A 25540-nucleotide genomic window follows, 5' to 3' on the forward strand; every position below is an offset into this window, starting at 1 on the left:
GCGATGAAGCTATCAAGCAAGGGGTGACTTATCGGGGCAGGCGCACGCCGGTCGCGCCGGGAATGCAGAACAGCAATGCATCCTTGTGGCGCACACACATGCCGCTTGCAACGAGGGTCAGGAAGCGCTCCATGAGCCGGAGCCAGAATGCAGGGGGTGCAGAACGGCTGGCGGGTACGCCAGAAATGGGGGTTTTCATCGACATTACCTATCTTGTTTTTGTTGGCTTGCTACCTGTGACGTTCAGACATGTCTGACAGCCCAGAGGGTTCGATAGTCGGTAACCTGAAAACGACTCTATTGGAAAATATTTTCCAATTCAACTGATTTTAGAATTTATTCTGTTTTTTCTTTTGTCTGCCCGAGAATGCCAGAAAGCCCGACTCCCTGATGGGTGCCGGGCTATCCGAATGCATCTATTCATCCACTCAAAACGTTACAGAACCACGACGCGCCCCTCACGTGAACTCAGACGTGCCGCGTCCATGACCTGGGCCGAGGCGACGGCATCGTGCGGATCCACAGGCAGCGGACCCTGTCCGTGGACCGCATCCTGCAACTGGCGATAGAACGCCAGCCAGCAGCCGCGTTCAGAAGGCACCCGCTCACGATGATCGCCCTGCTCGAACCAGCCCCAGCGTCGATGTTCCTCGACGCCCCAGCGCTCGCCTTCGGAGCGCGGAGTCAATCCGGCAAACGCGGCGTCTTCCTGACCGTCCAGCCCTTCGACGCTGTAACAGCCCTGTGAGCCGCTGACCCTGAAGCGCGGCCTAGGGGTGTTCTGCAGACAACTGCCGGAGAGGTGCGAAACCACACCATTGGCATGGGTCAGCGCGACGAAGAAGGTATGGTCCAGCTCACGTTCGGCGCCTGCGAACTGCAGCTCGGCGTAGACCCGCTCTACCGGTCCGAAGAGCACCAGTGCCTGATCCACCAGGTGACTGCCCAGATCACGCAGCACCCCGCCGCCACTTGCCTTGCCCACCGAGCGCGGCGAATAACGTTCGATACTGGACTCGAAACGGCTGATCGTGCCCAGCACCTGGTTGTCGATCAGCTTGCGCACCGTCAGAAAATCCGAATCCCAGCGTCGGTTCTGATAGACGCTGAGCAATACGCCACGCCGTTCGGCGGCCTCTACCAGCTCGCGGGCCTGCGCAGCATCGTTGGCAAACGGTTTATCGCTGACCACGCCCACACCCAGCTCGATGGCTTCCAGTATCAGTTCACGACGTGACGCCAAGGGCGTGGAGATCACCACCACATCGACCCCGGCCTTTACCAGTTCAGCCAGCGTGTCGAAGGTGGCAACGCCTGGATGATCATTGGCCACTTCCTGCCTGCGCTCGGGTGACCGGGTGACGACCCCCACGAACGTCGCGCCTGGCAAACTCGAAATCAGCGTTGCATGGAAGTAGCGTCCTCCCTTGCCGTAACCCACCAGTCCTGTTCGCATGGCATTCTCCTGTCCAGCAATAGCCTGGCAATGGTTCAAAACAGGCGCCGCTGATAAGGCGGCGCTTTCACGTCAGCCTCCGGTCAGTTGTAAAACACCGGACGTTGTTCCAGGCTGATCGGCACGATCGCCCCGCTGCCCTGCGCCTGGACGCAGGCATCGGCGGCGACGGCGGCGCAGTAGCCATCCCATGCCGAAGGGCCCGTGAGTGTGCCAGCAGTGACTCCATCAATGAAAGCCTGCAACTCGACGTCATAGGCGGCGATGAAACGGTCCTTCCAGTCCATCAGGATCGCGTTGGACAGTTTGGCCTCGCTGCGCAACTGGACTTGCGACGGCTCGGGCAGTTTGGCAATGCCGGTTTCGCCGACCACCTCGCATTGAATGTCGTAGCCATACTGGCAATTGACGAAGACCTCGACGTCGATACGTGTGCCACGTGCGGTTTCCAGCATCACGATCTGCGGGTCGCGCATGTGGGCAAGCGCCTTGCTGGTCTTGCGCGGGAAGACCACTTGCACCGAGACGTAATCGTCGTTGAGCAACCAGCGCAGCACGTCGAGTTCATGAATCAGCGTGTCGGTGATCGCCATGTCGGTCTTGTAGTTCTCGCCGACCCGCGGGTTGCGGTGCGCGCAGTGCAGCATCAACGGCTCGCCGATCTGGCCACTGTCGATCACTGCCTTGAGGGCGCGGTAGCCGTGGTCGTAAGGCCGCATGAAACCGACCTGCACCAGGCGCCTGCCCCCTGCGATTTCGGCTTCGACGATGTGTCGGCAACCTGCCGCCGTTACGGCCAGCGGCTTTTCGCAGAACACCGGCTTGCCTGCGGCAATGGCGGCCAGCACGTACTCTTCATGGGTTGCACCCCATGAGCAGACCAGCACCGCTTCCACGTCGGGCGCGGCGATCAGCGCATGGCCGTCGGCGTACACCTCGGCACTGATGCCCAGATCGCTCACCACTTTTGCGGCCTGCTCCAGATTGATGTCGGTGACGGCCACCACCTGGCTGCCGATCAAGGCCTTGCTGCAACGCCGGATATGATCCTGACCGATTGCGCCTGTACCGATCACACCTAGTTTCAAAGTCATTTCACTGTCCTGTATGAATGATTGTTCTTGTTTGAAGGTCTGCAAAAACGCTTTTGATCAATACTGACGGGCCTTGGCCAGTTGCTGGTTGAGTTTTTCGTACACCTGGGCCGTGGTGCCGGTGGTCGAAACCTCGGCCACTCCGACCCGCCACCACGACAGGTATTTGTGAATCATGGTCTTGGGCAGAACCTTGATGTCGATCAGGGTCGAGACGGTCTGACGCTGTGCATCCGCCAGCGCTTCGTGCAACTGTTCGGCGGTGCTGACCTTGTAGGTCTTGCAGCCATATGCCGCCGCGCTCATGGCGAAATCAACCGGCACGAAATCGCCGTCGAGCTGGCCGGTCTCTTCGTTGCGGAAGCGGAACTCGGTGCCGAAGCTGTTCATGCCGTGTTCCATCTGCAGGTTGTTGATACAACCGAACGTCATGTTATCGAGCAGCACGATGTTGATCTTGCGCCGCTCCTGAATCGAAGTGGCCAGCTCGGAGTGCAGCATCATGTAAGAGCCGTCCCCCACCAGCGCGAACACCTCCCGCTGCGGCTGGGCGAGCTTCACACCCAGCGCGGCGTTGACCTCGTAACCCATACAGGAGTAACCGTACTCGACGTGATAGGTATCGACGCCGGTGCTGCGCCAGGCACGCTGCAAGTCCCCGGGCAAGCTGCCCGCTGCGGCGACGATCACCGCATCGGCTGGCAGGTTCTGATTGAGAATGCCCAGCACGCGGCTCTGGGTCAGGCACGAGCCGGTCAGCTCGATGAAATCGCGCAGCACGGCCGGATCCATGTGGTCGTTGATTTCCGGTACGAAACCCTCGGGCTGATATTCCACGGCATACACGCGGTCGACTTCGGCATCCAGTTCGGCCTTGGCCGCTCGTGGTGCGTCGCCCCAGGCAGCCCGGTAGTCGCGGCTTTCCAGCTGTCCGGTCAGCGCCTGCAAGGCCACCTGCGCATCAGCCAGCACTTGCACGCTGTCCAGCTTCTGCACATCGAAGGCGCCGACATTGAGGTTGAGAAACTGCACGTCCGGGTTCTGGAACAGCCATTTGGACGCGGTGGTGAAATCGCTATAGCGGGTGCCGACGCCGATGATCAGGTCCGCTTCCTTTGCCAGCCGATTGGCCGCGATAGTGCCGGTTTCGCCGATGCCGCCCATGTTCAACGGGTGCGCCGAGACGATGGCACTCTTGCCCGCCTGGGTTTCAGCGAAGGGAATACCGAAGCGTTCGGCAAAAGCCTGCAGGGCCTGCGCAGCCCCGGAATAGCGCACGCCCCCGCCGCATATAAGCAGCGGCTTGCGCTTGCCGACGAGCAACGCCAGCGCGTCGTCGAGCATTGCCTGGCTGGGCGGTCGACGGTCGATGCGGTGCACGCGTTTCTGCAGGAAGCTGTCAGGATAATCCCAGGCTTCGGCCTGTACATCCTGTGGCAGTGACAGCGTCACGGCGCCGGTGTCGGCCGGATCGGTTAGCACGCGCATGGCGTTGAGCGCTGCGCTCATCAACTGCTCGGGACGGTTGATGCGATCCCAGTATTTACTCACGGCCTTGAACGCGTCGTTGGTGCTGATGCTCAGGTCATGGAATTGCTCGATCTGTTGCAGCACCGGGTCCGGCTGGCGGCTGGCGTACACATCACCGGGCAGCAGCAGCAACGGAATACGGTTGGCCGAAGCCGTGGCCGCTGCCGTAATCATGTTCGCCGCACCCGGCCCCACCGACGAGGTGCAGGCGTAGATCTTGCGACGCAGGTGTTGCTTGGCAAAGCCGATCGCCGCGTGGCACATGCCCTGCTCATTGCGGCCCTGATGGACAACCAGCTCGCCGCTGTCCTGTTCCAGTGCCTGGCCCAGGCCCAGCACATTGCCGTGACCAAAGATGGTGAACACGCCAGCGACGAATTTGCTCTGCACGCCATCGATTTCGACGTACTGGTTATCAAGAAACTTCACCAGAGCCTGAGCCATGGTCAGTCGGGTAGTACTCATGCTCGCACCTTGTTGTTGTTTGAGGTGGAAGGTGTTTTCAGCCCGCCGCTACAGCGCGAGACAGGTGGCCCATGCTTGCCGACATTGCCTGAGAGATGTCGTCCAGCGCATGCACGCTCTCGGCAAACGGCTCGAAGGACAGGTAGCCGGTGTAGCCGCCGCCCAGCAGGCGCTCGATCTGTGAGGCATTGCCAAGAATGTCCGCCTCGCCCACCAGCACCCGATGCCCGTCGCGAATGCTGTTGAGCGGCGCATCTGCGTCTTCGACGCCGGAGATGTGCACCAGTCCGGTCAGCTCCGGAAACAGCTCGACCTCGCCCGCCAGATGGTGGTGAAAGGTGTCATGAACCAGACGAAACACATCCAGCCCGCCCACCTGCTTGATCGCATCGACCGCCTGACGCTTGAGGCGCAACGAGCACTCCTCGAACCCCAGCGGCTCGACGAAGCCCAGAAGACCATGCTCGCGCAGGATCGGCGCCAGCGCCGTCAAGGCGGTGCGCAGGGCCGAGGCACGTTGTGCGGCATTGCGCGGGTCGGCACGGTCGTTGAGTGGACAAAGCACCAGCCCCTCGGCACCACAGTCACGGGCGTACTGCGCCAGCTTCGTCACCTGGGCATGGCGCTCATCGTTCCAGACATCGAACGGATACAGCGCATTGATCGACAGGACGCGCACACCTTTTGCGGCGCACTGCTCACGCACTACCTGTGGCAGCGTGCCGTCCTCGATCTCGATGCCCTTCAGGTCATTGCGGATTTCGATCGCATCGGCCCCGAGGCTGACCGCCATATCAAGAAAATCAACCAGCGACAGACGCGGTGCGACCATTCGGTTGAGGGCAAAACGCAGGGGTTGGCTCATTGTTTTTGTTCTCCACTTCCCGTTGAAGAAAACTACTTGGCGGTCGGCATGCTGAATTCAGGGCCTTTGGCGATACTGTCCGGCCAGCGCTGCATGACACTTTTGTAGCGGCTGTAGAAGCGCAGACCTTCTTCGCCGTAGGCATGGTGATCGCCGAACAGCGAGCGCTTCCAGCCGCCGAACGAATGCCAAGCCATCGGCACCGGAATCGGCACGTTGATGCCGACCATGCCGACCTTGATGGAACGGGCGAACGCACGTGCCACACCGCCGTCACTGGTGAAGCACGACACGCCGTTGCCGAATTCGTGAGCGTTGATCAGCTCGACCGCACTGGCAAAATCAGGCGCATGCACGATGCCCAGCACCGGTCCGAAAATCTCCTCCTTGTAGATCTGCATGTCGGGCGTGACGTTATCGAACAGCGTCGCACCGACGAAGAAGCCCTGCTCGGCACCCGGCACCTTGAAGTTGCGCCCGTCGACGATCAGTTTCGCGCCCTCTTTGACGCCCTGGTCGATGTAACCCTCGACCTTGGCTTTGTGCACGGCAGTGACAAGCGGCCCCATGTCCGAATCGGCGTTCATGCCATTACCGACCTTGAGCTGGTCGATGCGCGGCAGCAGTTTGTCGATCAGTGCCTGACCCACGTCACCCACGACGACAGCGATGGAGATCGCCATGCAGCGTTCGCCAGCCGAGCCGAAGGCAGCGCCAATCAAGGCATCGGCGGCCTGATCCAGATCGGCATCGGGCATCACGATCATGTGGTTCTTCGCACCGCCCAGCGCCTGGACGCGCTTGCCGTGCGCCGTGCCCTGCTGATGGATGTACTCGGCAATCGGTGTCGAACCGACGAAGGACACCGCTTCGATATCAGGGTGCTGCAACAGCGCATCCACAGCGACCTTGTCGCCCTGCACCACGTTGAACACGCCATCGGGCAGACCGGCTTCCTTCAGCAGGCGCGCCATCAACAGGCTGGCAGACGGATCACGCTCGGACGGTTTGAGAATGAAACAGTTGCCGGTGACGAGCGCCATGGGAATCATCCACAGCGGCACCATGACCGGGAAGTTGAACGGCGTGACACCGGCGCAGACGCCCAGTGGCTGGCGCAGGTTCCAGTTGTCGATACCGCCACCGATGTTGTCGCTGAAATCGCTCTTGAGCAGGCTGGGAGCACCGCAGGCAAATTCGACGATCTCGATGCCGCGTACCACTTCGCCACGCGCATCGGACAATACCTTGCCATGTTCGCGGCAGATGATCTGCGCCAGCTCGTCATGATGACGGTCCAGCAATTCCTTGAATTTGAACATCACGCGGGCGCGGCGCAGTGAAGACTGATCGGCCCAGGCCGGGAAAGCCGCTTTCGCTGACGCAACCGCTTCATCGACGGTCTTGAGGCTGGCCAGCGCCACGCGTGCCTGAACACTGCCGAGCGCCGGATTGAAAACGTCGCTGTAGCGCTCGCCATCGCCGTTGTGCATCTGCCCGTTGATGTAGTGGCCGATCACCGGTGAATCGCTCATCTGACTGACTCCATGTAAAAGAGAGAATTAAAGTTCCAGCAGCCAACTGTGCTGCGGATCGTTATGGAACTGCCACGCGCGGGTCGGACCGGCCATCACGTTAAGGTAATAGGATTCGTAGCCATAAGGCACGGTGACCGGGTGATAGCCCTTGGGCACGACCACCAGATCGCTGTTTTCCACGGCCATGGCCTGATCGATGCTGCGGTCGTCGGTGTAGACGCGCTGGAACACGAACCCCTGAGGCGGATTGACCTGGTGGTAATAGGTTTCCTCGAGAAAGCTCTCGTGAGGCAGGTTGTCCAGGTCATGCTTGTGGGGCGGGTAGCTGGAGGAATGGCCGGACGGCGTACGCACTTCGACAACCAGCAGCGAATGAGCGACTTCGGTGTCCGGCAGGATGTCGCACACATAACGGGTGTTGGCGTTCTTGCCGCGCACGCTGCGCTTCATGCTGTCGGGTGTGATCAGCCGCGCCGGGGCGCGCTTCGTGCGGTCGCCGGGCGCTTTGCAAACCGCCAGATGGGCCGGCCCCAGCGCGGTGAATTGTGCCTGACTGTCAGGCGGCAGGTAGACCGCAAACGGCGATTTCTCTTCGAACACCGAGTGTCGGTCACCAATGTTTTCCCAACTGAACGCACCCTGCCCCGGCGCTTCGCCGCTGACACTGGCATGTCCGGTGAGCAGCACCACACACAGCTCATGATCACCTGCATTCAGCGGTAGACGGTCCCCGGCCTCGAGCCGGTAGGCGGAGAAGCCCACGTACTCGAGTGCGCCCTCAGGTAGCGCAACGATGTCTCGACCCTGAGCTTCGCTTTTGATCAACAGATTCATTGTCCAGTCCTCCTTATCGAGCATCGGCCAGCAATTGGCGCAGCGTGTCATAGCCTTTTTTGGCATAGACGTAGCTGGGCGCGACGGCTGGATCCTGTTCGGCCTCGACTACCAGCCAGCCTTTGTAATCGGCTTGCAACAGCACCTTGAGCAACGCCGAAAAATCAATATCACCATCACCCGGAACCGTGAACGTGCCGTTGATGATGCAGTCCGGAAAACTCCAGAGATTATTGCGCGCCAACTGCACGACCGGCTTGCGCACGTCCTTGAAATGCACATGGCAGACGCGGTCGATATGGCGGCTCAGCACGTCGAGCGGCTCGCCACCGCCCATGTAGCAGTGACCCGAATCGAACAGCAGTCCCACTTCGCCGCCGGTCAACGCCATCAGGCGATCGATGTCCTGGGGTGATTCAACGTAGGCGCCCATGTGGTGGTGGTACGCCAACCGCACACCTTGCGACAGCGTGAACCGGGCCAGCTCGGTGAGCTTGTCGGCGTAGTCACGCCACGCTTCATCGGTGTGAAAACGCGGTCGTTCGACCAGAGGAATACGCTGCCCCTGAATCGAGTCGGCCACCTCGCCATAGACCAGCACCGAGGCGCCGTTTTCGGCAAGCAGTTGTACGTGAGAGGCAATGGCTTCGATTTCTTCGGCCACCGATCGACGGGCCAGACGACTGGAGTACCAGCCGGACACCAGCGCCAGGTCGTAGGGCCGCAAGACATCGCCGACGCCCTTGGCGTCCCTGGGAAACTTGCCGTTGAGCTCGAAGCCTTCGTAGCCGATGGCCTTGCCTTCACTCAGCGCTGTACTGAGCGGCGTTTCGCCACCCAGCGCTGGCAGGTCATCGTTGCTCCAGGAAATCGGGTTGATGCCGATGCGGATATTGGATACGGAAGCGGGCATGGCTGGACCTTTTTGTTGTTATCACGGCGTCAATGACGTTTGAATTCAGGCGCGGCTTTCGCGCCAGGATTCAATCAACCAGTTGAACGTGCTCTGTACCCTGGCCACCAGGGTCGCGTCATCGATCTCCCCGGCCATCCAGGCCCGGCTCGGTTCGCGAAAGATCGTCCGGCCGACGGCAAACCCCTGGCAGGTGCGGCTGTTGCGAGCAGCGGCAAATCCCTCCGCCAGACTTTCGACCGGCGCATTCAAGCCCAACAGCACCACACCACGGCAGTACGGATCACGCTCTTCGATCAAGGCATCCAGCTGCTGCCAGACTGCGGCAGTCTGTGCTTCGATCTTCCACCACGCAGGATAGATGCCCAGGTTGTAGAGGCGCTTGAAGGCCCGCAGCATTACGTCGGGATAGGTCGAGGGGTGATCTTTCGGCGGGATGATTTCCAGCAGCAGCTCGTGCCTGCTGACCTTGGAAGCCTCATACAGCGCCTTGATCTGCGCTTCCTGTTCCAGGCGCAGCATCGGTTCATCATCGGGGTGGTATTGCACCAGGCACTTGATGATCTGCTCCTGTGGCCAATTGATCAGGTTGCTGCCAACCGACCGTCCATGTTCGAACGCCAAAGGCCTGGAGCCCTGAATTTCGACCGGACGCGCCACCCACCAGCCACGACCGGTGGCGGCATTGAGCGCATCCTGACCGAAACGCTGGTCGGCCAGCAGTCCCACGTCAGCCTCGACACCGCGGTTGCGCAGATCGTGTTCGACCCGCTCCACCGCCTGCACGAACAGTTGCTTGATCCTGCCGATACTGCTCAGGTCACGGCCCGCCTGTTGCGCCAACTCCACAAGCTGTCCGCGATGATCGAACGCAAAAATGAACAATTGCTTCCATTGCTTGCGTGGAATGCTGACCTGATGCAGCCGCTGCAGGCCGATATCCTGATCCGGCCGGGTAATCGGTTCCTGACTGTTGAACAGATAGTCCAGCTCGGCAGGCGTCGGCATGGCCGGGGCGCAGGCGTGACGTGACACCACCAGCCCGCCACAGGCATTGGCCAACTGGCAGCAGCGTTCATCGCTGGCATCCTTGAGCCAGCCGCTGAGAAAACCGGACATGAAGGCGTCGCCCGCCCCCAGCACGTTGAGCACTTCGACCCTGACGCCGGGATAGATCGCACCGTCTTCAAGACGCGCCGGAATCGCACCATGAATTACCGTGCAGCCTTGCGGACCGAGCTTGACCACCAGCGTGGCGGCCGTGTGCTCGCGAACGGTGCGCAAGGCGCTCAGCAGATCGGTCGCACCGCCGGCAATCAGGAATTCTTCCTCAGTGCCGACGATCAGGTCGAAACGCGGCAGGATGCGCTGCACATGCTGGCTGACGTTCTGATCGGCAACAAAACGCGTCTCGCCGTCGGCCTTGCCGGCCAGCCCCCAGAGCACGGGCCGGTAGTCGATATCCAGCACCCGGTGGACCTGATGCTTTTCGGCATAGTCGAGGGCCTGGATGCTGGCCTTGAAGACCTGATCGGTAGAGAAATGCGTGCCGGTGATCAGCAGCGCCTTGCTGGAGGCGATCTGCCCCTCGTCGATGTCCTCGGCGCGCAGCGCCATGTCGGCGCAATTTTCGCGGTAGAACACCAAGGGAAATGTTTCGCGATCTTTCAAGCCGAGCAGCACCATCGCGGTCAGCCGCTCGGGGTCGCGCTTGATAGCACTGACATCGCAGCCCTCGCGAGCCAGGGATTCAACCAGAAAGCGCCCCATATGGTCATCGCCGACCCGACTGAGCATGGCTGATTTCAACCCCAGCCGCGCGGTGCCGAACGCGATGTTCGCCGACGAGCCGCCCAGGTATTTGGCGAAGCTTGAAACGTCTTCGAGGCGGGCACCCACCTGCTGCGCATAAAGATCGACGCCCAGGCGTCCAAGACAAATTAGATCCAACTGACGCCCGGTAGCAAAGCGTGTCTGGCCCATGGTGGCTCCTGTTATTTTTATCAGCCTGCATGGCGCGTATCAGGTACACGCCGTGCCTTGTGAATGCAGCCTAAAACGTCCTGACTGATCAATCAATATTTATTCTATAATTTTTTATTGTGGAATATTTTTTCCATAACCCGTTGCAAGTGCTGGCACAATGGGCAGGCAGGTGCGATATAGTTCCAATCTTGCCAAAAGCAGCCTTTATTGTCGGGGCTTCTCTACACGCCAATGCCCCGGAAAAACGTAAGAAGGATTGACTATGAACAGCACCGACCAGCCGTCTCTGCCAGAGGCTAGCGTCGACCTGCCACCGACCAGCGCCGAAGGCCTGTTGCGGCTGATCACCGACGAGTACGACGCCCTGCCCCGTCAGCTCAAACGCATTGCCAGCTACATGAGCCAGCAGAGTGACCGGATCATGGTTGACCGGATCAGCGATATTGCGCGGGAATGCGAGGTTCACCCGTCAGCCATCGTGCGCTTCTCGCAGCGCTTCGGGTTCAGCGGTTTCAGTGAAATGCAGGCGCTGTTTCGCGAAGCGTATACGCACAAGACCACGCCGGTGCAGAACTACCAGCAGCGTATTCGCAGCATGATTGCCAACAAATCGCACAAGGCCAGCGGCGGCGACCTTGCCCGCGAATGCGTGAACGCGACCCTGTCCGGGCTGGAACGCCTGGGTGCGGAACTCGATGATGAGGAATTCGAAAAGGCCGTGGATCTGGTCGTCAACGCCGACAACATCTACGTCGTGGGTGTACGCCGTTCCTTCGCGGTCGCCGACTATCTGGTCTACAACCTGCAGCACACCAACAAACGCATCCACCTGATCTCGGGGCTCGGAGGCAGCTACCGTGAGCAGATGCGCAGCGTGCGGGCCAACGATCTGGTGATCGCCATCAGCTTCACGCCGTATGGCAAGGAAACCCAGCACTGCCTGCGCATCGCCCAGCACCATCAGGCCAAGACGCTGATCATCACCGACAGCAATCTCTCGCCTCTGGCCAAACGGGCCAACTCGGTGCTGCTGGTCAACGAGGGCAGTTCGTTCGCCTTCCGCTCACTCAGCGCCACCCTGTGCCTGTGTCAGGCACTGTTCATCGCCGTGGCGTATCGACTTGAGTTGAAAGTGGACGAGATACACGAGCAGGTGGGATTCGATGACTGACGAGGCGCGCGCCACGGGGAAGTGAAGTCCGTCGGTACGGCCTTTCACCTCCCCGTCAGGTTCAGGATTTGGCTTGCTCTCCCATGCGCTGCTGATTTCTTTCGCCCATTTTCTTTGCACGCTTTTCCAGCACCAGGTACACCACCACGGCCAGCAACAACGGCAACAGAAAGTAGATCGCACGGTATCCGATCAGCGCAGCCAGCAGGCTGCCCTTGGAGAACTCGTGTGAAAGCAGTGTGATGAATACCGTTTCCAGCACACCAAGCCCGGCCGGAATGTGGGTGATCACGCCTGCGATACTGCTGATCAGCAGTACGCCCAGAATCGCCGGATAGAAGGCTTTCTCCGGCAACAGGATGAAGATCACTGCCGCCATCAACGACCAGTTCAAGGCACCGAGACTGGCCTGCATCAGGGCCTGCTTCATCGAAGGCAGGTTGAATTCCTGATCACGAATCTTCCACGAGCGACGCTTGGAGAAACGGCACGCCGCCAGGTACGCAAAGCACACCGCCAGCAGACCGAAACCGATCAACTGAAGCGTGTCAGTGCCAATCGACCATTCCTTGGGCAACGACAGAAAGCGCATGGAAAACACGAAACCCGCCAGCAGCATGTAGCCCAGCCAGTTGGTGATCAGGCTCAGGCTCAGAATGCGCGTGATGGTCGCCACGTCCAGCCCAAGCCTCGAATACAGCCGATACCGCAAGGCAATCCCGCCCACCCAGGAACTCAGGTTGAGGTTGAAGGCGTAGCAGACAAATGTCACCGGGACGATCTGCTTGATCGACAGCTTGTGGCGCGTGTAATAACGCGCCAGAACATCGAAGCCGCAATAGGTCAGGTAGCTGAGCAGCGCCACGAAGGCCGCCATCAACAGCGTGCTGAGCTTGTAGGATTGCAGCGCCTGTTTGACCTCCTGCCAGTCCAGGTTCTTGACCAGCAGGAACAGCAGTACCGGCACGGCGATGAAGAAAAACAGATTGAATGCCCGTTTCGCCCACTTCCACTTGTCACTTTTCTTGTCACCCTTTGCGCCCTGCGAGGATGCGCTGGCTGCCTGCGTCATGATGTCTTCTCCTGATCCAGCTCGTGGTGCGCCTGTTGCTGCTCAATCACCTTGGCCTCCGGCACCACATCTTTCGCCCGCAACGGTTTCAGACGCATGCCATGGACCGGGAACAGACCGGCGATTGCCGGAAACCTGCGCAGGAAAAAGAAGCTCAACACAATCATCGGAGCGCGCCACCACTGGCCACGCGCTGCGCCCTTCAAACTCATCTGGGTGCTGTGCGCTGCGGCAAGTTCCATCAGATGCGTCTGCAGCCGATCATTGAGCGACTGATCACGGATGAACAGGTTGGCTTCCAGGTTCAGCGCCAGACTCAGCGGGTCAAGGTTGCTGGAGCCGACGGTGGACCAGTCCTGGTCGATCAGCGCGACCTTGCCGTGCAACGCACGCTGTTTGTACTCATGAATGATCACGCCGTCGCGCAGCAGATAGGTGTAGGTCAGACGCGAGCAGACCCGCACGAAGGGCATGTCCGGCTTGCCCTGCAGAATCAGCGTGACCTTCACGCCGCGCCGCGACGCGTTGCGCAGTTCGCGCAGGAAGCGGTAGCTGGGGAAGAAATAGGCGTTGGCCAGCGTGATGCGCTGCTTCGCCTCGCGAATGGCCTCAAGGTAGCGTTCTTCGATGTCCGTCGTGTGCTCGGCATTGTCGCGCTCGGCCAGCAGCATACGGGCGTTGCCAGCCGGCTCCAGCTTGAGCGGGATCGGCGTCAGCTTGGCGCGGACCGCATCGCTGAGCATGTTCACGGCGCTGCGATGAATGTCCTGAATGATCGGCCCGCGTACCAGCACGGCATAATCCTGCTTGGCGGTCAGACCAGTGTCGGTCATGTGATCGACGCTGTAATTGATGCCGCCGATAAAACCGATTTCACCGTCAATCACCACCACCTTGCGATGCAAACGGCGAAACAGGTTGGTGCGCATGCCCATAAACCGCGGGCGTGGGTCGAATAGCTGAATCTGGACGCCCGCATCGATCATCGCTCTGACAAACGCGGAGCTGAGGTCGGACGTGCCGTAGTCATCGACGGTGATCACGACTTTCGCGCCATTTCTGGCCGCTTCGATCACGGCCTCCTGCAGGCCGACGCCGATCCGGTCTTCGAAAATGATGAAGGTCTCGATCAACACTTCAGTGCGAGCGGCACGAATGCATTCGAACACCCGGGTAAAGAAATCCTCACCGTTGATCAGCAACTCCACCGAGTTGCCGTCGCGCCACTGTTCTTTGCTGCGGCCAGCCGTGTTGCTCATAAGGTCACCTCCACCGCCAGCGGTGCATGATCGGAAAGATGAGACCAGGGTCGATTGGAAAGCACCTTGGGCCTGTGGGTCGTGGCGTTGCGTACGTAGATCCGGTCCAGCCTCAACAGTGGCCAGCGCGCCGGAAAACTCTTGGCCGGTGCACCGAAGCGCTCGACGAAGGCTTCATGCAACCCGGTTCCCTGCAACAGGGCGTCGGCACGCTGACGCCAGTCGTTGAAATCTCCGGCAACGATCACCGGCTCTCCATCGGGCAGACGGCCCATCAGCTCGGCAAGCAACCCGAGCTGCTTGCGCCGATGGCTTTCGAACAGGCCTAGGTGCACACAGACCGCGTGCACATGACCATGATTCGGCACATCGAGAATGCAATGCAGCAGTCCGCGCTGCTCCGTACCGTCAATGGAAATGTCGAGATTCTCGTGGCTCACGATCGGGTATTTGGAGAGCAGCGCATTGCCGTGGTCGCCGTCCGGGTAAACCGCGTTACGACCGTAGGCGAAGTCACTCCACATGCTGTCAGCCAGAAACTCGTACTGCGAAATGGTCGGCCAGTCCTTCACGTTCCGGGCATGACTCTGATGCTCGCCGTGCACTTCCTGCAGGAACACCACATCAGCCGACACGCTGCGCACCGCTTCACGCAATTCGGGAAGAATGAATCGACGATTGAAAATGCCGAAGCCCATGTGCATGTTCATGGTCAGTACATTCAGGGAAATGCTGGCCGATACCGGCGTAGCCTGGCCGACGGGCGTATTGGCACTGGTCAAGACTGACTCCTGGATAGATATTCAACGTATATGAAGCCACCCGTTGGCACAGGTTCCATTGCTGAACGGCAATGCCATTCCTTTGCCATATCCACCCACTCGTCGAGCCAGGAGGAACTTTGGTCATCCGGCCCATTCGGATTTTTTCAACAGCAGTGGGGAAAATCCGTATCGAGGAACCACACGATGTCCAGGTCATGGATCAAGTCGTGGAAAGGAAGTTGCGTCATTCTGGCAGCGTGTCTGCTTTACACCGGTATCGCCTGGGGAGAGGCCTGTGACGTCACGACGACGTCCTCCAGCCCGCAGGTCCCTGTCGTTCAGGGCCATACCTGCTATGAGTTTCAACGCATGCCACCCGGCAGTATCGACTGGTCGTGCAGTAATGAAGACAGGGGCTCAAGACCCCGACAGAAACGAAAGGTCTCGGCGTGCCCTGAAAAACCGATAGCGTCCTGTAGCGCGACACTTACGCAGGAAGCATTGGCCAACGAGCAGTCGACCAGCAAGGAACCGGGACAGGCCACGCTGGATATTCCGAGCGACGCGAAAGTGATCACCTGGTACTACGATCTTCCGGAGCAGGCTCAGGCCCGAATCGACTGCGAACAGGCCGGAGGGACATTCAGTTACCCGTTGAAATAGCGGGGAGGCACAAGGCTTGCTTATGCACCCCCATCGGGGAGACTCGCGTCAGGAAACCAGCATCCTGACAGCGCATGGGCACAGGCACCTGCGCTGCCGATGAACGCATGACCGCTGACAGACTCTTACGCAGTGTGCCGAATCCGAGGCACACTGCCGAAAAATGCGACAAGGAATTCAGAACGTGCATGCACCGAACTCCCAACGCTACACCTCCAAAGCCCGCTGGCTGCACTGGGTCATGGCCGCGCTGATCGTACTGGCCTACACGCTGATTCTCAGCCGCAGTCAGTTCGGCAAGGGTTCGGAATATCGCCTGCTGGTCGTGCAGAGCCATTTCTGGGTCGGCATTCTGATTCTGACGCTGGCATTCTTCCGCGTTGCCGAGCGACGTCGTCATCGGCCGCCGGGTATCACCCCGCCACTTGAAGGCGCGTTACGTGTGGCCGCAACGGTCTCGCATTACGCGCTGTACGCATTTCTTTTCATTCAGCCCGTACTGGGCCTGCTGACGGTGATGGTGGAAAAAGGCGCCCTGCCCGTCCCGCTCACTGACCTGCAGATACCCTGGCCATTCGCGACTTCGGATCGTACGGCGGAATATTTCGAGGACCTGCACAAACTGCTGGGTTCGATTTTCTACTACGTGATCGCACTGCATGTGGTGGCAGCGATCTGGCACCACCTGGTGCGCAAGGACAATACCCTCAAGCGCATGGTCTGACGGCACGTCAGGGCTTTCGCCGAAAGCCCTGATACTGCGCAGACCGAATGTGGGCCTACTGCGCCGACAGCACCCGCGCCAGCGTTGCCTTGACCTTGCCCATCCCGTCACGCAAGGCCTGCTCGATTTCAGCCATGGTGATGACAGCGGTCGACTTGCCTGCCGCCGGATTGACCACCAGCGCAAGACACGCGTAATCCAGCTCCAGCTCGCGGGCCAGCGCCGCTTCCGGCATGCCGGTCATCCCGACAATGTCGCAGCCGTCACGCTCCAGCCGAACGATTTCGGCGACGGTTTCCAGACGAGGTCCCTGTGTACAGGCGTACACCCCACGATCACTGAAATCGCAGCCTTCGGCCGCAAGCGCTGCAATCAGACGGGCGCGCAGCGCTTCGCTGTAGGGATAGCTGAAGTCGATGTGGGTAACCTGTTCCAGGTCGTCGGCGAAGAAGGTGTGCTGACGGCCACTGGTGTAATCGATCAGGTCATGGGGCACGCAGAAGTGCCCGGTGCCCATCGCAGGATGAATGCCACCCACTGCGTTCACGGCCAGAATCGCTTCGGCGCCGGCCTGCTTCAAGGCCCAGATATTGGCGCGGTAGTTGACCTGATGCGGCGGCAGGCGGTGCGGATGGCCATGACGCGCAAGAAACATCACTTCACGTCCGGCGTACTCACCTATCTGGATTTCGCCGGACGGCGCGCCATAAGGCGTGTTCATGGGCAAAGACTGACGAATGTTCAGCCCTTCGAGCTGGGTCAGGCCGGTGCCACCGATAATCGCGTAAACAGTCATTGCTAATCCTTAGTCGATCAATTGGGCGCTGCGCAATGCAGCAAGCGCGGCGAGCCAGCGTGGATCCTGTCGATACTCGGTGCTGGCGACGGCATTGCCACGCATGCGGGCGATACGCGCCGAAGGCTTGACCTTCATGCGCTGCGCCGCGCTGAGCGCCAGCTCTGCGGCCGCACGGTCATTGCACACCAGCCCCATGTCGCAGCCCGCCGTCAACGCGGCCTCGATACGGCTTGCCGCATCGCCGACCACATGCGCGCCCGCCATCGACAGGTCATCACTGAAGATAACCCCGTCAAATTTCAGTTCGTCGCGCAGGATGTCTTGCAGCCAGCGGCGTGAGAAGCCGGCCGGCTGCGAGTCGACTTTCGGGTAGATGACGTGCGCCGGCATGACCGCCGCCAGTTGCTGACTCAGGCGTGCGAACGGCACCAGATCGTTGGCGCGAATCTGCTCCAGGCTGCGCTCATCGGTGGGGATCGCAACGTGCGAATCAGCCTCCGCCCAGCCATGACCGGGGAAATGCTTGCCGGTGGCTGCCATGCCCGCTGCGTTCATGCCGCGAATGAACGCGCCTGCCAGCAGGGCCGCACGCTCGGGATCGCCCTCGAAGGACCGCGTACCGACGACTGCGCTGCGCTGATAATCCAGATCCAGCACCGGGGCGAAACTCAGGTCCAGCCCTACTGCCAGCACCTCGGTCGCCATCAGCCAGCCGCAATGCTCCGCCAGAAGCTCGGCATCGCGCTTTTCAGCGATGGTGCGCATCGCCGGAAGACGCACAAAACCCTGACGAAGACGCTGAACGCGCCCGCCCTCCTGATCCACTGCAAGCAACAGGTCGGGCCGAATGGCGCGAATCGCGGCACTCAGTTCACGCACCTGACGGGGATGCTCGATATTTCGAGCGAATATGATGAGACCGCCCACTTCGGGCTGACGCAGAAACTGACGGTCTTCGCTGGTCAGCCAGGTACCGGCGACATCGACCATCAGGGAGCCTTGCAGGCCAGAACTCATAGAAAAACCCTTACACACCAGTGCCCGATTACAATGCGGGCATGGTGCTTGATCCTGAAGCCCTGTGCAATGCGAAGGACTTCAGCGATGCTCAGGCCTTGGCGGCGACAGGTGCAGGTGTGCTGCTGCTCTTGCTGCGCGGCTTGAGCTGAGCGGCGATCATGGCGGAATCGGTGACCCCTGTGTCCGCGCGCATGCCGGCAGCCAGGAACGGCACCATCAGGCGCATGACCTGCTCGATCGAGGTATTGACGCCGAAATCGGTTTCGGCAATGGCGCGCAGGGCCTTGATGCCGGACATGCTGAACGCCGCAGCACCGAGCATGAAGTGCACGCGCCAGAACAGTTCGATGGGCGGGATACGCGGAGCGGCTTCGTTGACCAGCGTCATGTAGCGGCGAAAGACCTTGCCGTACATGTCTTCGAGGTAGCGTCGCAAGTGGCCCTGGCTCTGACTGAACGCCAGCCCCAGCAAACGCATGAAGATGGAAAGATCATTGCCACTGCGCGGCTGCACGACCAGTGCCTGTTCGACCAGAATCTCGAGCAGTTCTTCAAGCGTGGGCTTGTGCTCGGGCTTCGCCTGACGACGCTCCAGTTCGCGCTCGAGGCTGACGCAGAACGGCCCCAGAAAACGCGAGAACACCGCCTGGATAAGCGCTTTCTTGGACCCGAAGTGATAATTCACCGCAGCCAGATTGACAGAGGCCTTGCTGGTGATGAGACGCAGCGAGGTTTCAGCGAAACCCTTTTCTGCGAACAACTGCTCCGCAGCATCAAGAATGCGTTCAACGGTTTCCGACTGTGCCATGGCTCTCTGCCTAACAAACGAACGTTTGAAACATACGTATCATACGCCCTGATTGTCAAGCAAACGCGTTCATTTTGTGGCCGGACAGTCACGAATTCATGGATTAAACGATGAAGTGCCCGGCATTCAGTACGGTCGTTGCATCACCCGCGCACGGCGCAAGCTCGTGCTTGTTGTAACCGCTCGGCGGTGAAAACGAAATAGTCGATTGCCATTGCGCTTACACTGTATATAATCCCAGTCACTGTATAAAAAGACAGAGCGCTCGACATGATTAAACTGACGCCACGCCAGGCCGAGATCCTGGGCTTCATCAAACGCTGCCTCGAAGACAACGGCTTTCCACCGACACGTGCGGAAATCGCTCAGGAGCTGGGCTTCAAGTCGCCGAACGCCGCTGAAGAACATCTCAAGGCGCTTGCCCGCAAGGGCGCAATCGAAATGACCCCGGGCGCATCACGCGGCATCCGCATTCCCGGTTTCGAAGCCAAACCTGACGAAAGCAGCTTGCCGATCATTGGCCGTGTTGCTGCCGGTGCACCGATTCTGGCGCAGCAGCACATCGAAGAATCCTGCAACATCAACCCGACCTTCTTTCATCCAAGCGCCGACTATCTGTTGCGCGTGCACGGCATGAGCATGAAGGACATCGGCATCCTCGACGGCGATCTGCTGGCGGTGCACACGACGCGTGAGGCCCGCAACGGCCAGATCGTTGTTGCCCGGATCGGCGACGAAGTGACCGTCAAACGTTTCAAGCGTGAAGGCAGCAAGGTCTGGCTGCTGGCTGAAAACCCGGAGTTCGCGCCTATCGAGGTCGATCTCAAGGATCAGGATCTGGTGATCGAAGGTTTGAGCGTCGGCGTCATTCGCCGCTAAGGAGACGTTATGCAGTTCCATCAAGCACCGCACTCGCAATTACCGCTGTTCGAGGCGTTCATGGCCCAGCCCATCGCCCCGATGATCACGGATATCGTCGAAGCGCCCTGGAGCAATGAGCCAGAGCCTTTCAGCGAACTGTCCTTGCGCGGTGCTGCAGGGAACTGCATGAACCTGCTCGCCCCCATCCTTCGCGAGCTCAGTCAGGATGACGATGCGCGCTGGCTGACCCTCATTGCGCCGCCGTCGAACCTGACCCAGGCATGGCTACGCGATGCCGGCCTGAATCGGGAAAGGATTCTTCTGCTTCAGCCACGCGGCACTCAGAGTGCATTGGAATTGACGCGAGAGGCGCTACGGCTGGGACGCAGCCATACTGTGGTGAGCTGGATCAACCCACTCAGCACGTCGTCGCGCCAGCAGTTGATCGGTGCAGCGAGGATTGGTGAAGCGCAAAGCCTGAATATCAGACTGGGCTGAGGGCCCGGTCACTGATCAGCCGAGCCGATCAGTGCAGAACGTGGGGCCCGTCATCCTTTTCGACTTCGCCTTCGGCTAGGCGACCGGCCATTTGCACGCCAACGCTCAGCATGGCCTTGGCAACCTCGACATGCTGACCCTGCATGAACGCCTTGGCATCGGCAGAGAAATCCAGCGTGACCAACGAGCCCTCGTCATCAGCGCGACGCAGTTCAATGCGACCGTCAGGCAGTTCGACAATTTCAAGAAAAGAGGTAGGCATCAGTACAGTTACTCCGCAATAGGCTGGCATTGTAACAGCCCGCCAGTCCTTCCATCATTGCTTTTCAGCACTCGCTCAAACCTTCACGGAAACGCACCGCCAGGCTTTTCAGTTGTTGGCGCCAGCTTTCCATTTCTTCACGGGTCAATTCCGGCTCCGGCTCGGCATCCAGATTCACCGCCACAATCATCGGCTGGGTCACGTCACCCTTGGGTTTGACGGGGGCACGCGGCGGCTGAAAAAGCGCGTTATAAGCCGCCAGCAGTCTGGCCAGCCAGGTCTCGCGGTGCTGAGCCAGCTCGACCAGCTCAGCCATCTCCGGGATAGCAATAGCGTCCAGTACTTCCTGAGTCAGCAATTGCTCTGCACGCGGCGCGTTGGCCTGTGGCAGGCGGTAATAGCCTGCAATCTCATGGCACAGCCCCAGCAAGGCACCGTACAGATGAAACAGCACCGATTCGCGCTCGGCCTGCTGCAACGCCTGCGCATTGATCACCTGACCGTTCTCGGCCTTGCCCAGCGCTTCGAGCGCCAGCCCGGCGAAATAAATCTTCTGGTTGGTACGGGTGTAGAGTTCATGAGCCATGGCAACACTCTCCATCACAATCGAATAAGACCAGCATAGCCCGACCGCATTGCCTTGGAAGAACGTCCGGCACGTGAGTGCCGGACGTCAAGGATCAACGCTTGTCTTCGACCTTCCAGGCGCTGCCATCGTAGAACGCACGCCAGCCGGTAGGCTTGCCTTCAACCTCGGTCTGCACGTACTGCTCCTTGGTCTTGCGGCTGTAACGGATCACCGACGGACGGCCGTCCGGATCCTTCTTCGGCGCTTCGCAGAGGAAGTGGTACTTCGGATCGATCTCGTCCTTGTGCGGCGCGATCTCGATCACCAGCGGTGCGCGGGTCTCACGGTTTTTCGGGAACTGACTGGCCGCCAGGAACAACCCGGAAGCGCCATCACGCAGGATGTACGTGTCATCAACCTTGTCGCACTTGAGTTCCGGCATCTTGACCGGATCCATCTTCGGCGGTGCCGCGTCGCCACTCTTGAGCAGCTTGCGGGTGTTCTTGCACTCAGGGTTGGTGCAGCCGAAGAACTTGCCGAAACGGCCGGTCTTGAGCTGCATCTCGCTGCCACATTTGTCGCATTCCAGGCTCGGGCCTTCGTAGCCCTTGATCCGGTAGGTGCCCTTCTCGATCTCGTAGCCGGTGCAATCCGGGTTGTTACCACAGATGTGCAGCTTGTGATTCTCGTCCAGCAGATAGGCATCCATGGCCGTGCTGCAGATCGGGCAGCGATGCTTGCCGCGCAGAACCCTGGATTCGGACTCACCCTCGTCGTCCTCGGCGATCTCGTCGCCAGGCGTCAGGTTGACGGTAGCCTTGCAGCGCTCCTTGGGTGGCAGGCTGTAGCCCGAGCAACCGAGGAATACGCCGGTGGAGGCGGTACGAATCTGCATCGGACGACCACAGACCTTGCACGGAATGTCGGTCATGACAGGCTGGTTGGCGCGCATGCCGCTGTCCGGCGCTTCGGCCACTTCCAGCTTCTTGCGGAAATCGCCGTAGAACTCGTCCAGCACGTTCTTCCAGTCGCGTTGCCCCTGGGCCACGTCGTCGAGGTTTTCTTCCATGCCGGCGGTGAAGCCGTAGTCCATCAGGTTGGCAAAGCTCTCGGACAGGCGACCGGTGACGATGTCACCCATCTTTTCCGAATAGAAGCGGCGATTGTGAAGCGCCACGTAGCCGCGGTCCTGAATGGTCGAAATGATCGCTGCGTACGTCGATGGACGGCCGATACCGCGCTTTTCCATTTCCTTCACCAGGCTCGCTTCGGAGTAACGCGCTGGCGGCTTGGTGAAGTGCTGGGTCGGATCGAGCTTGTTCAGCTTCAGGGTTTCGCCCTGCGCCATGTCCGGCAAGACGTCGTCGTCGCCAGGCTTGGCCATTTGCGGCAAGACGCGGGTATAGCCGTCGAACTTGAGAATGCGACCCTTGGCACGCAGCTCGAAATCGCTGGCGGCAACACTGACGGTGGTCGACAGGTATTGCGCAGGCGGCATCTGGCAAGCCACGAACTGGCGCCATATCAGTTCATACAGGCGCTCGGCGTCGCGCTCCATGCCCGACAGCTTGGACGGGTGCATGTTGACGTCGGAAGGACGAATCGCTTCGTGAGCCTCCTGTGCGCCTTCCTTGCTGCTGTAGACGTTCGGCGATTCCGGCAGGTACTTCTTGCCGAACTCGGTTTCGATGTAGTCACGCGCCATGCTCACCGCGTCGGCCGACAGGTTGGTCGAGTCGGTACGCATGTAAGTGATGTAGCCCGCTTCGTACAAGCGCTGGGCCATCATCATGGTCTTCTTCACGCCGTAGCCCAGACGATTGCTCGCTGCCTGCTGCAGGGTCGACGTGATGAACGGCGCGGAAGGCTTGCTGCTGGTCGGTTTGTCTTCACGCTTGACGATGCTGTAGCTGGAAGCCTTGAGCTTTTCCAGCGCGGCCATGGCCTGCGCTTCGTTCAACGGCTTGAAGGCTTCGCCGTTTTCACGGGCGACCTCGAAACGCACGTTGGCGCCCTTGGCAGTGCCCAGGTCGGCGTGTATCTCCCAGTATTCTTCGGGATTGAACGCACGGATTTCGCGCTCGCGCTCCACCACCAGCTTCACGGCCACCGACTGAACACGGCCTGCGGAAAGGCCGCGGGCGACTTTCTGCCACAGCAGCGGCGAAACCATGTAACCGACCACGCGGTCCAGGAAGCGACGCGCCTGCTGGGCGTTGACCCGCGCAATGTCCAGCTCGCCCGGTTTGGAGAAGGCTTCCTGAATGGCTTTCTTGGTGATCTCGTTGAACACCACACGCTTGTAGCGGCTATCGTCGCCGCCAATGGCTTCGCGCAGGTGCCAGGCAATGGCTTCCCCCTCGCGGTCCAAGTCCGTCGCGAGATAGATGGTGTCGGCATCCTTGGCGAGCTTGCGCAGCTCTTCGATCACCTTCTCCTTGCCGGGAAGGATTTCGTACTTGGCTTTCCAGCCATGCTCCGGATCGACGCCCATGCGTGAGACCAGTTGGCGCTGCGCCTTTTCTTTCGGCGTCAGTACCGGGCCCTCGCCTGCGGCGGCCTTGCCACGCTTGGCGGCAGGCTCTTTGGCAGCACTGGCCGAACCGCTGGTGGGCAGGTCTCGGATATGGCCGATACTCGACTTCACCACGTACTGGTTGCCCAAATACTTGTTGATGGTCTTGGCCTTAGCCGGGGATTCCACGATGACCAGCGATTTGCCCATGGATCAGAAATTTCCTGAATACTAGATGAAAGACAATGACGAGCTTGTAAAGGCCACGCTGTATATAGTGGCTACAAGGTGAGGTCAAGCACAGCCTGTTGTGAATTTGCGCGTCACGAACCCGAAAACAGGCTCGGTTCGGCCTGGACCAAAGCAAAGCGCGGGACTTGCTCGCCGTCAACCTCGACGGACTCCAGGAACATATCCAACGGACGAACCCACATGCCGAAATCACCGTAGAGCGCCTGATAGAACACGACGTCTTCTTCGGTTTCAGAATGCTTCGCCACACTGAACACCCGGTATTCCGGACCTTTATAGTGGCGGTAGAGCCCTGGTTGCAGTTGCATGGTGCAGCCCTCGTGAAACGGGTTCAAAACAGAAACACAGCCTTAACATTGGGGTCAAAACCGCTTTTTCAAAAATACAAAAGCCGGAGCATCAAGCCCCGGCTTGCATCACGTCAGGCAGATCAGACGCGTTCGAAAACGGTCGCGATACCCTGTCCCAGTCCGATGCACATGGTGGAAACCCCGAGGTTGCCGCCATTCTGCTTCATGACATTGAGCAAGGTGCCGGAGATGCGCGCACCGGAACATCCAAATGGATGGCCCAGAGCGATGGCGCCGCCATGCAGGTTAACCTTCTCGTTCATCTTGTCGAGCACTTTCAAATCTTTCAGCACGGGCAGAGCCTGCGCAGCGAACGCTTCGTTGAGTTCGAAGAAGTCGATATCGGCGATGCCCAGGCCTGCACGCTTGAGTGCTTTCTGGGTCGCAGGTACCGGGCCATAGCCCATGATTGCAGGGTCCACACCGGCAACGGCCATCGAGCGGATCACCGCCATTGGCTGGATGCCGAGGTCCTTGGCACGCTGCGCCGACATCACGATCATGCATGACGCACCATCGGTGATCTGCGAAGACGTACCCGCCGTCACGGTGCCACCTTTCGGATTGAATGCCGGCTTGAGCGCCGCCAGACTTTCCAGGGTGGTGTCCGGACGAATGGTTTCATCGTAGTCGAAGACCTTGAGGAAGCCGTTCTCGTCATAACCCTGCATCGGGATGATCTCGTCCTTGAACTTGCCCTCCAGCGTCGCCTTGTGGGCGAGCTGGTGGGAGCGCAGGCCAAAGGCATCCTGTTGCTCGCGGGTAATGCCGTGCATCTTGCCGAGCATTTCTGCAGTCAGACCCATCATGCCCGACGCCTTGGCGGCATACAGCGACATGTGCGGGTTGGGATCGACGCCGTGCATCATGCTGACGTGGCCCATGTGCTCCACGCCGCCGATGACGAATACATCGCCGTTGCCGGTCATGATCGCCTGCGCAGCGGTGTGCAGCGCGCTCATGGACGAACCGCACAGACGGCTCACGGTCTGGGCGGCAGAGGTGTGCGGGATCTGGGTCAGCAGCGACGCCATGCGCGCAATGTTCCAGCCCTGCTCCAGGGTCTGGTTGACGCAGCCCCAGATCACGTCCTCGACTTCCGCCGGGTCGATCTTGTCGTTGCGCTCCAGCAGCTTGCTGATCAGGTGCGCAGACATGTCTTCCGCACGGGTATTACGGTGCATGCCGCCCTTGGAGCGGCCCATCGGGGTGCGACCGAAGTCGACAATCACGACGTCTCTTGGATTCAAGCTCATACGTTCATTCCTCAGAA

Annotated in this window: 25 protein-coding genes; 5 read left to right on the forward strand and 20 right to left on the reverse strand. The window is 60.0% G+C overall.

Translation table 11 applies throughout. The annotated features are described in order from the left end of the window. Positions 1-28: 28 nt before the first annotated feature. The 9 genes from CFBP1590_RS27885 to CFBP1590_RS16705 form a co-directional block, all read right to left on the reverse strand. Positions 29-199: a hypothetical protein gene (locus CFBP1590_RS27885; RefSeq protein ID WP_155400970.1), complete on the reverse strand. Its 171-nt coding sequence runs from the start codon at positions 197-199 to the stop codon at positions 29-31. 237 nt (positions 200-436) lie between these two features. Next, positions 437-1456, reverse strand: coding sequence for a Gfo/Idh/MocA family protein (locus tag CFBP1590_RS16670; protein WP_029241452.1), 1020 nt, complete (start codon positions 1454-1456; stop codon positions 437-439). Positions 1457-1539: 83 nt separating this feature from the next. Beyond that, positions 1540-2550: a bifunctional inositol 2-dehydrogenase/D-chiro-inositol 1-dehydrogenase gene (gene iolG, locus CFBP1590_RS16675; RefSeq protein ID WP_004883785.1), complete on the reverse strand. Its 1011-nt coding sequence runs from the start codon at positions 2548-2550 to the stop codon at positions 1540-1542. 57 nt (positions 2551-2607) lie between these two features. Beyond that, the gene (gene iolD, locus CFBP1590_RS16680; protein WP_088235538.1) at positions 2608-4545 is read right to left on the reverse strand and encodes a 3D-(3,5/4)-trihydroxycyclohexane-1,2-dione acylhydrolase (decyclizing); all 1938 of its coding nucleotides are present in this window, start codon (positions 4543-4545) and stop codon (positions 2608-2610) included. Positions 4546-4582: 37 nt separating this feature from the next. Next, on the reverse strand, positions 4583-5410 hold the full coding sequence (locus tag CFBP1590_RS16685) for a TIM barrel protein (protein ID WP_058431167.1): 828 nt from the start codon (positions 5408-5410) through the stop codon (positions 4583-4585). 32 nt (positions 5411-5442) lie between these two features. Continuing rightward, positions 5443-6945 carry a CoA-acylating methylmalonate-semialdehyde dehydrogenase gene (locus CFBP1590_RS16690; protein ID WP_043304455.1) on the reverse strand — a complete coding sequence of 501 codons (1503 nt, stop codon included), beginning with the start codon at positions 6943-6945 and terminating at the stop codon, positions 5443-5445. Between the two features lie 27 nt (positions 6946-6972). Then, positions 6973-7782: a 5-deoxy-glucuronate isomerase gene (gene iolB, locus CFBP1590_RS16695; protein WP_025993035.1), complete on the reverse strand. Its 810-nt coding sequence runs from the start codon at positions 7780-7782 to the stop codon at positions 6973-6975. A gap of 13 nt (positions 7783-7795) precedes the next feature. After that, entirely contained in the window at positions 7796-8695 is a 900-nt protein-coding gene (gene iolE / locus CFBP1590_RS16700) for a myo-inosose-2 dehydratase (protein WP_088235539.1), read from the reverse strand. A gap of 45 nt (positions 8696-8740) precedes the next feature. Then, complete coding sequence (locus CFBP1590_RS16705; RefSeq protein WP_088235540.1) at positions 8741-10678, reverse strand: bifunctional 5-dehydro-2-deoxygluconokinase/5-dehydro-2-deoxyphosphogluconate aldolase; 1938 nt, start codon at positions 10676-10678, stop codon at positions 8741-8743. A gap of 265 nt (positions 10679-10943) precedes the next feature. On the opposite strand from CFBP1590_RS16705, the gene CFBP1590_RS16710 reads away from it, so the two are divergent. Then, entirely contained in the window at positions 10944-11852 is a 909-nt protein-coding gene (locus tag CFBP1590_RS16710) for a MurR/RpiR family transcriptional regulator (protein WP_004883792.1), read from the forward strand. 61 nt (positions 11853-11913) lie between these two features. On the opposite strand, the gene CFBP1590_RS16715 is transcribed toward CFBP1590_RS16710, so the two are convergent. The 3 genes from CFBP1590_RS16715 to CFBP1590_RS16725 are packed head-to-tail and all read right to left on the reverse strand — an operon-like array spanning position 11914 to position 14965. Continuing rightward, positions 11914-12924 carry a lysylphosphatidylglycerol synthase domain-containing protein gene (locus CFBP1590_RS16715; protein ID WP_029241457.1) on the reverse strand — a complete coding sequence of 337 codons (1011 nt, stop codon included), beginning with the start codon at positions 12922-12924 and terminating at the stop codon, positions 11914-11916. After that, positions 12921-14183, reverse strand: coding sequence for a cardiolipin synthase ClsB (gene clsB / locus CFBP1590_RS16720; RefSeq protein WP_004883794.1), 1263 nt, complete (start codon positions 14181-14183; stop codon positions 12921-12923). Before clsB ends, CFBP1590_RS16715 begins: the two co-directional genes overlap by 4 nt. After that, a complete protein-coding gene (locus CFBP1590_RS16725; RefSeq protein WP_004883795.1) occupies positions 14180-14965 on the reverse strand; it encodes an endonuclease/exonuclease/phosphatase family protein in 786 nt (261 codons plus the stop codon). The genes clsB and CFBP1590_RS16725 overlap by 4 nt, the downstream gene beginning before the upstream one ends. Positions 14966-15151: 186 nt before the next feature. On the opposite strand from CFBP1590_RS16725, the gene CFBP1590_RS16730 reads away from it, so the two are divergent. Both CFBP1590_RS16730 and CFBP1590_RS16735 read left to right on the forward strand, forming a co-directional pair. Beyond that, on the forward strand, positions 15152-15610 hold the full coding sequence (locus tag CFBP1590_RS16730) for a hypothetical protein (RefSeq protein WP_052812521.1): 459 nt from the start codon (positions 15152-15154) through the stop codon (positions 15608-15610). Between the two features lie 184 nt (positions 15611-15794). Then, entirely contained in the window at positions 15795-16334 is a 540-nt protein-coding gene (locus CFBP1590_RS16735; protein WP_080922290.1) for a cytochrome b, read from the forward strand. Positions 16335-16389: 55 nt separating this feature from the next. On the opposite strand, the gene CFBP1590_RS16740 is transcribed toward CFBP1590_RS16735, so the two are convergent. The 3 genes from CFBP1590_RS16740 to psrA form a co-directional block, all read right to left on the reverse strand. Beyond that, positions 16390-17130 (reverse strand): S-methyl-5'-thioinosine phosphorylase, encoded by a 741-nt coding sequence (locus tag CFBP1590_RS16740; protein ID WP_088235541.1) that lies wholly within the window; start codon positions 17128-17130, stop codon positions 16390-16392. Positions 17131-17139: 9 nt separating this feature from the next. Beyond that, the gene (gene nagZ / locus CFBP1590_RS16745) at positions 17140-18150 is read right to left on the reverse strand and encodes a beta-N-acetylhexosaminidase (RefSeq protein WP_029241461.1); all 1011 of its coding nucleotides are present in this window, start codon (positions 18148-18150) and stop codon (positions 17140-17142) included. A gap of 91 nt (positions 18151-18241) precedes the next feature. Next, positions 18242-18961 carry a transcriptional regulator PsrA gene (psrA, locus tag CFBP1590_RS16750; protein WP_025993437.1) on the reverse strand — a complete coding sequence of 240 codons (720 nt, stop codon included), beginning with the start codon at positions 18959-18961 and terminating at the stop codon, positions 18242-18244. 270 nt (positions 18962-19231) lie between these two features. Here psrA and lexA point away from each other — a divergent pair, with 270 nt between their 5' ends. Together lexA and sulA are read left to right on the forward strand one after the other, a co-directional pair. Next, on the forward strand, positions 19232-19840 hold the full coding sequence (lexA, locus tag CFBP1590_RS16755) for a transcriptional repressor LexA (RefSeq protein WP_004883801.1): 609 nt from the start codon (positions 19232-19234) through the stop codon (positions 19838-19840). Positions 19841-19849: 9 nt separating this feature from the next. Further along, positions 19850-20320, forward strand: a complete 471-nt coding sequence (gene sulA / locus CFBP1590_RS16760; protein ID WP_088235542.1) for an SOS-induced cell division inhibitor SulA — start codon at positions 19850-19852, stop codon at positions 20318-20320. A 28-nt stretch (positions 20321-20348) separates the two neighbouring features. Here the strand turns inward: sulA and CFBP1590_RS16765 are convergent, their stop codons facing one another. The 5 genes from CFBP1590_RS16765 to fadA all read right to left on the reverse strand — a co-directional run bounded on the left by CFBP1590_RS16765 (position 20349) and on the right by fadA (position 25523). Beyond that, entirely contained in the window at positions 20349-20582 is a 234-nt protein-coding gene (locus CFBP1590_RS16765; RefSeq protein ID WP_025993436.1) for a hypothetical protein, read from the reverse strand. 64 nt (positions 20583-20646) lie between these two features. Then, positions 20647-21168 carry a DUF6586 family protein gene (locus tag CFBP1590_RS16770; RefSeq protein ID WP_088235543.1) on the reverse strand — a complete coding sequence of 174 codons (522 nt, stop codon included), beginning with the start codon at positions 21166-21168 and terminating at the stop codon, positions 20647-20649. 94 nt (positions 21169-21262) lie between these two features. Next, positions 21263-23875 (reverse strand): type I DNA topoisomerase, encoded by a 2613-nt coding sequence (gene topA / locus CFBP1590_RS16775; RefSeq protein WP_029241462.1) that lies wholly within the window; start codon positions 23873-23875, stop codon positions 21263-21265. Positions 23876-23988: 113 nt separating this feature from the next. Next, a complete protein-coding gene (locus CFBP1590_RS16780) occupies positions 23989-24225 on the reverse strand; it encodes a DUF1653 domain-containing protein (RefSeq protein WP_004883805.1) in 237 nt (78 codons plus the stop codon). 122 nt (positions 24226-24347) lie between these two features. After that, on the reverse strand, positions 24348-25523 hold the full coding sequence (gene fadA / locus CFBP1590_RS16785; protein ID WP_004883806.1) for an acetyl-CoA C-acyltransferase FadA: 1176 nt from the start codon (positions 25521-25523) through the stop codon (positions 24348-24350). Positions 25524-25540 lie beyond the last annotated feature (17 nt).

Source organism: Pseudomonas viridiflava, from assembly GCF_900184295.1.
Taxonomy (GTDB): Bacteria; Pseudomonadota; Gammaproteobacteria; order Pseudomonadales; family Pseudomonadaceae; genus Aquipseudomonas; species Aquipseudomonas viridiflava.

Coding starts and splice junctions, on each gene's coding strand:
- CFBP1590_RS16765 (WP_025993436.1), bottom strand. CDS start 20,582: ATGCCTACCTCTTTTCTTGAAATTGTCGAACTGCCTGACGGTCGCATT.
- fadA (WP_004883806.1), bottom strand. CDS start 25,523: ATGAGCTTGAATCCAAGAGACGTCGTGATTGTCGACTTCGGTCGCACC.
- clsB (WP_004883794.1), bottom strand. CDS start 14,183: ATGAGCAACACGGCTGGCCGCAGCAAAGAACAGTGGCGCGACGGCAAC.
- CFBP1590_RS16705 (WP_088235540.1), bottom strand. CDS start 10,678: ATGGGCCAGACACGCTTTGCTACCGGGCGTCAGTTGGATCTAATTTGT.
- CFBP1590_RS16670 (WP_029241452.1), bottom strand. CDS start 1,456: ATGCGAACAGGACTGGTGGGTTACGGCAAGGGAGGACGCTACTTCCAT.
- lexA (WP_004883801.1), top strand. CDS start 19,232: ATGATTAAACTGACGCCACGCCAGGCCGAGATCCTGGGCTTCATCAAA.
- CFBP1590_RS16685 (WP_058431167.1), bottom strand. CDS start 5,410: ATGAGCCAACCCCTGCGTTTTGCCCTCAACCGAATGGTCGCACCGCGT.
- CFBP1590_RS16710 (WP_004883792.1), top strand. CDS start 10,944: ATGAACAGCACCGACCAGCCGTCTCTGCCAGAGGCTAGCGTCGACCTG.
- CFBP1590_RS16690 (WP_043304455.1), bottom strand. CDS start 6,945: ATGAGCGATTCACCGGTGATCGGCCACTACATCAACGGGCAGATGCAC.
- CFBP1590_RS27885 (WP_155400970.1), bottom strand. CDS start 199: ATGAAAACCCCCATTTCTGGCGTACCCGCCAGCCGTTCTGCACCCCCT.
- CFBP1590_RS16715 (WP_029241457.1), bottom strand. CDS start 12,924: ATGACGCAGGCAGCCAGCGCATCCTCGCAGGGCGCAAAGGGTGACAAG.
- CFBP1590_RS16780 (WP_004883805.1), bottom strand. CDS start 24,225: ATGCAACTGCAACCAGGGCTCTACCGCCACTATAAAGGTCCGGAATAC.
- CFBP1590_RS16770 (WP_088235543.1), bottom strand. CDS start 21,168: ATGGCTCATGAACTCTACACCCGTACCAACCAGAAGATTTATTTCGCC.
- iolB (WP_025993035.1), bottom strand. CDS start 7,782: ATGAATCTGTTGATCAAAAGCGAAGCTCAGGGTCGAGACATCGTTGCG.
- CFBP1590_RS16740 (WP_088235541.1), bottom strand. CDS start 17,130: ATGACTGTTTACGCGATTATCGGTGGCACCGGCCTGACCCAGCTCGAA.
- sulA (WP_088235542.1), top strand. CDS start 19,850: ATGCAGTTCCATCAAGCACCGCACTCGCAATTACCGCTGTTCGAGGCG.
- iolD (WP_088235538.1), bottom strand. CDS start 4,545: ATGAGTACTACCCGACTGACCATGGCTCAGGCTCTGGTGAAGTTTCTT.
- psrA (WP_025993437.1), bottom strand. CDS start 18,961: ATGGCACAGTCGGAAACCGTTGAACGCATTCTTGATGCTGCGGAGCAG.
- CFBP1590_RS16730 (WP_052812521.1), top strand. CDS start 15,152: ATGTCCAGGTCATGGATCAAGTCGTGGAAAGGAAGTTGCGTCATTCTG.
- iolG (WP_004883785.1), bottom strand. CDS start 2,550: ATGACTTTGAAACTAGGTGTGATCGGTACAGGCGCAATCGGTCAGGAT.
- iolE (WP_088235539.1), bottom strand. CDS start 8,695: ATGCCCGCTTCCGTATCCAATATCCGCATCGGCATCAACCCGATTTCC.
- nagZ (WP_029241461.1), bottom strand. CDS start 18,150: ATGAGTTCTGGCCTGCAAGGCTCCCTGATGGTCGATGTCGCCGGTACC.
- topA (WP_029241462.1), bottom strand. CDS start 23,875: ATGGGCAAATCGCTGGTCATCGTGGAATCCCCGGCTAAGGCCAAGACC.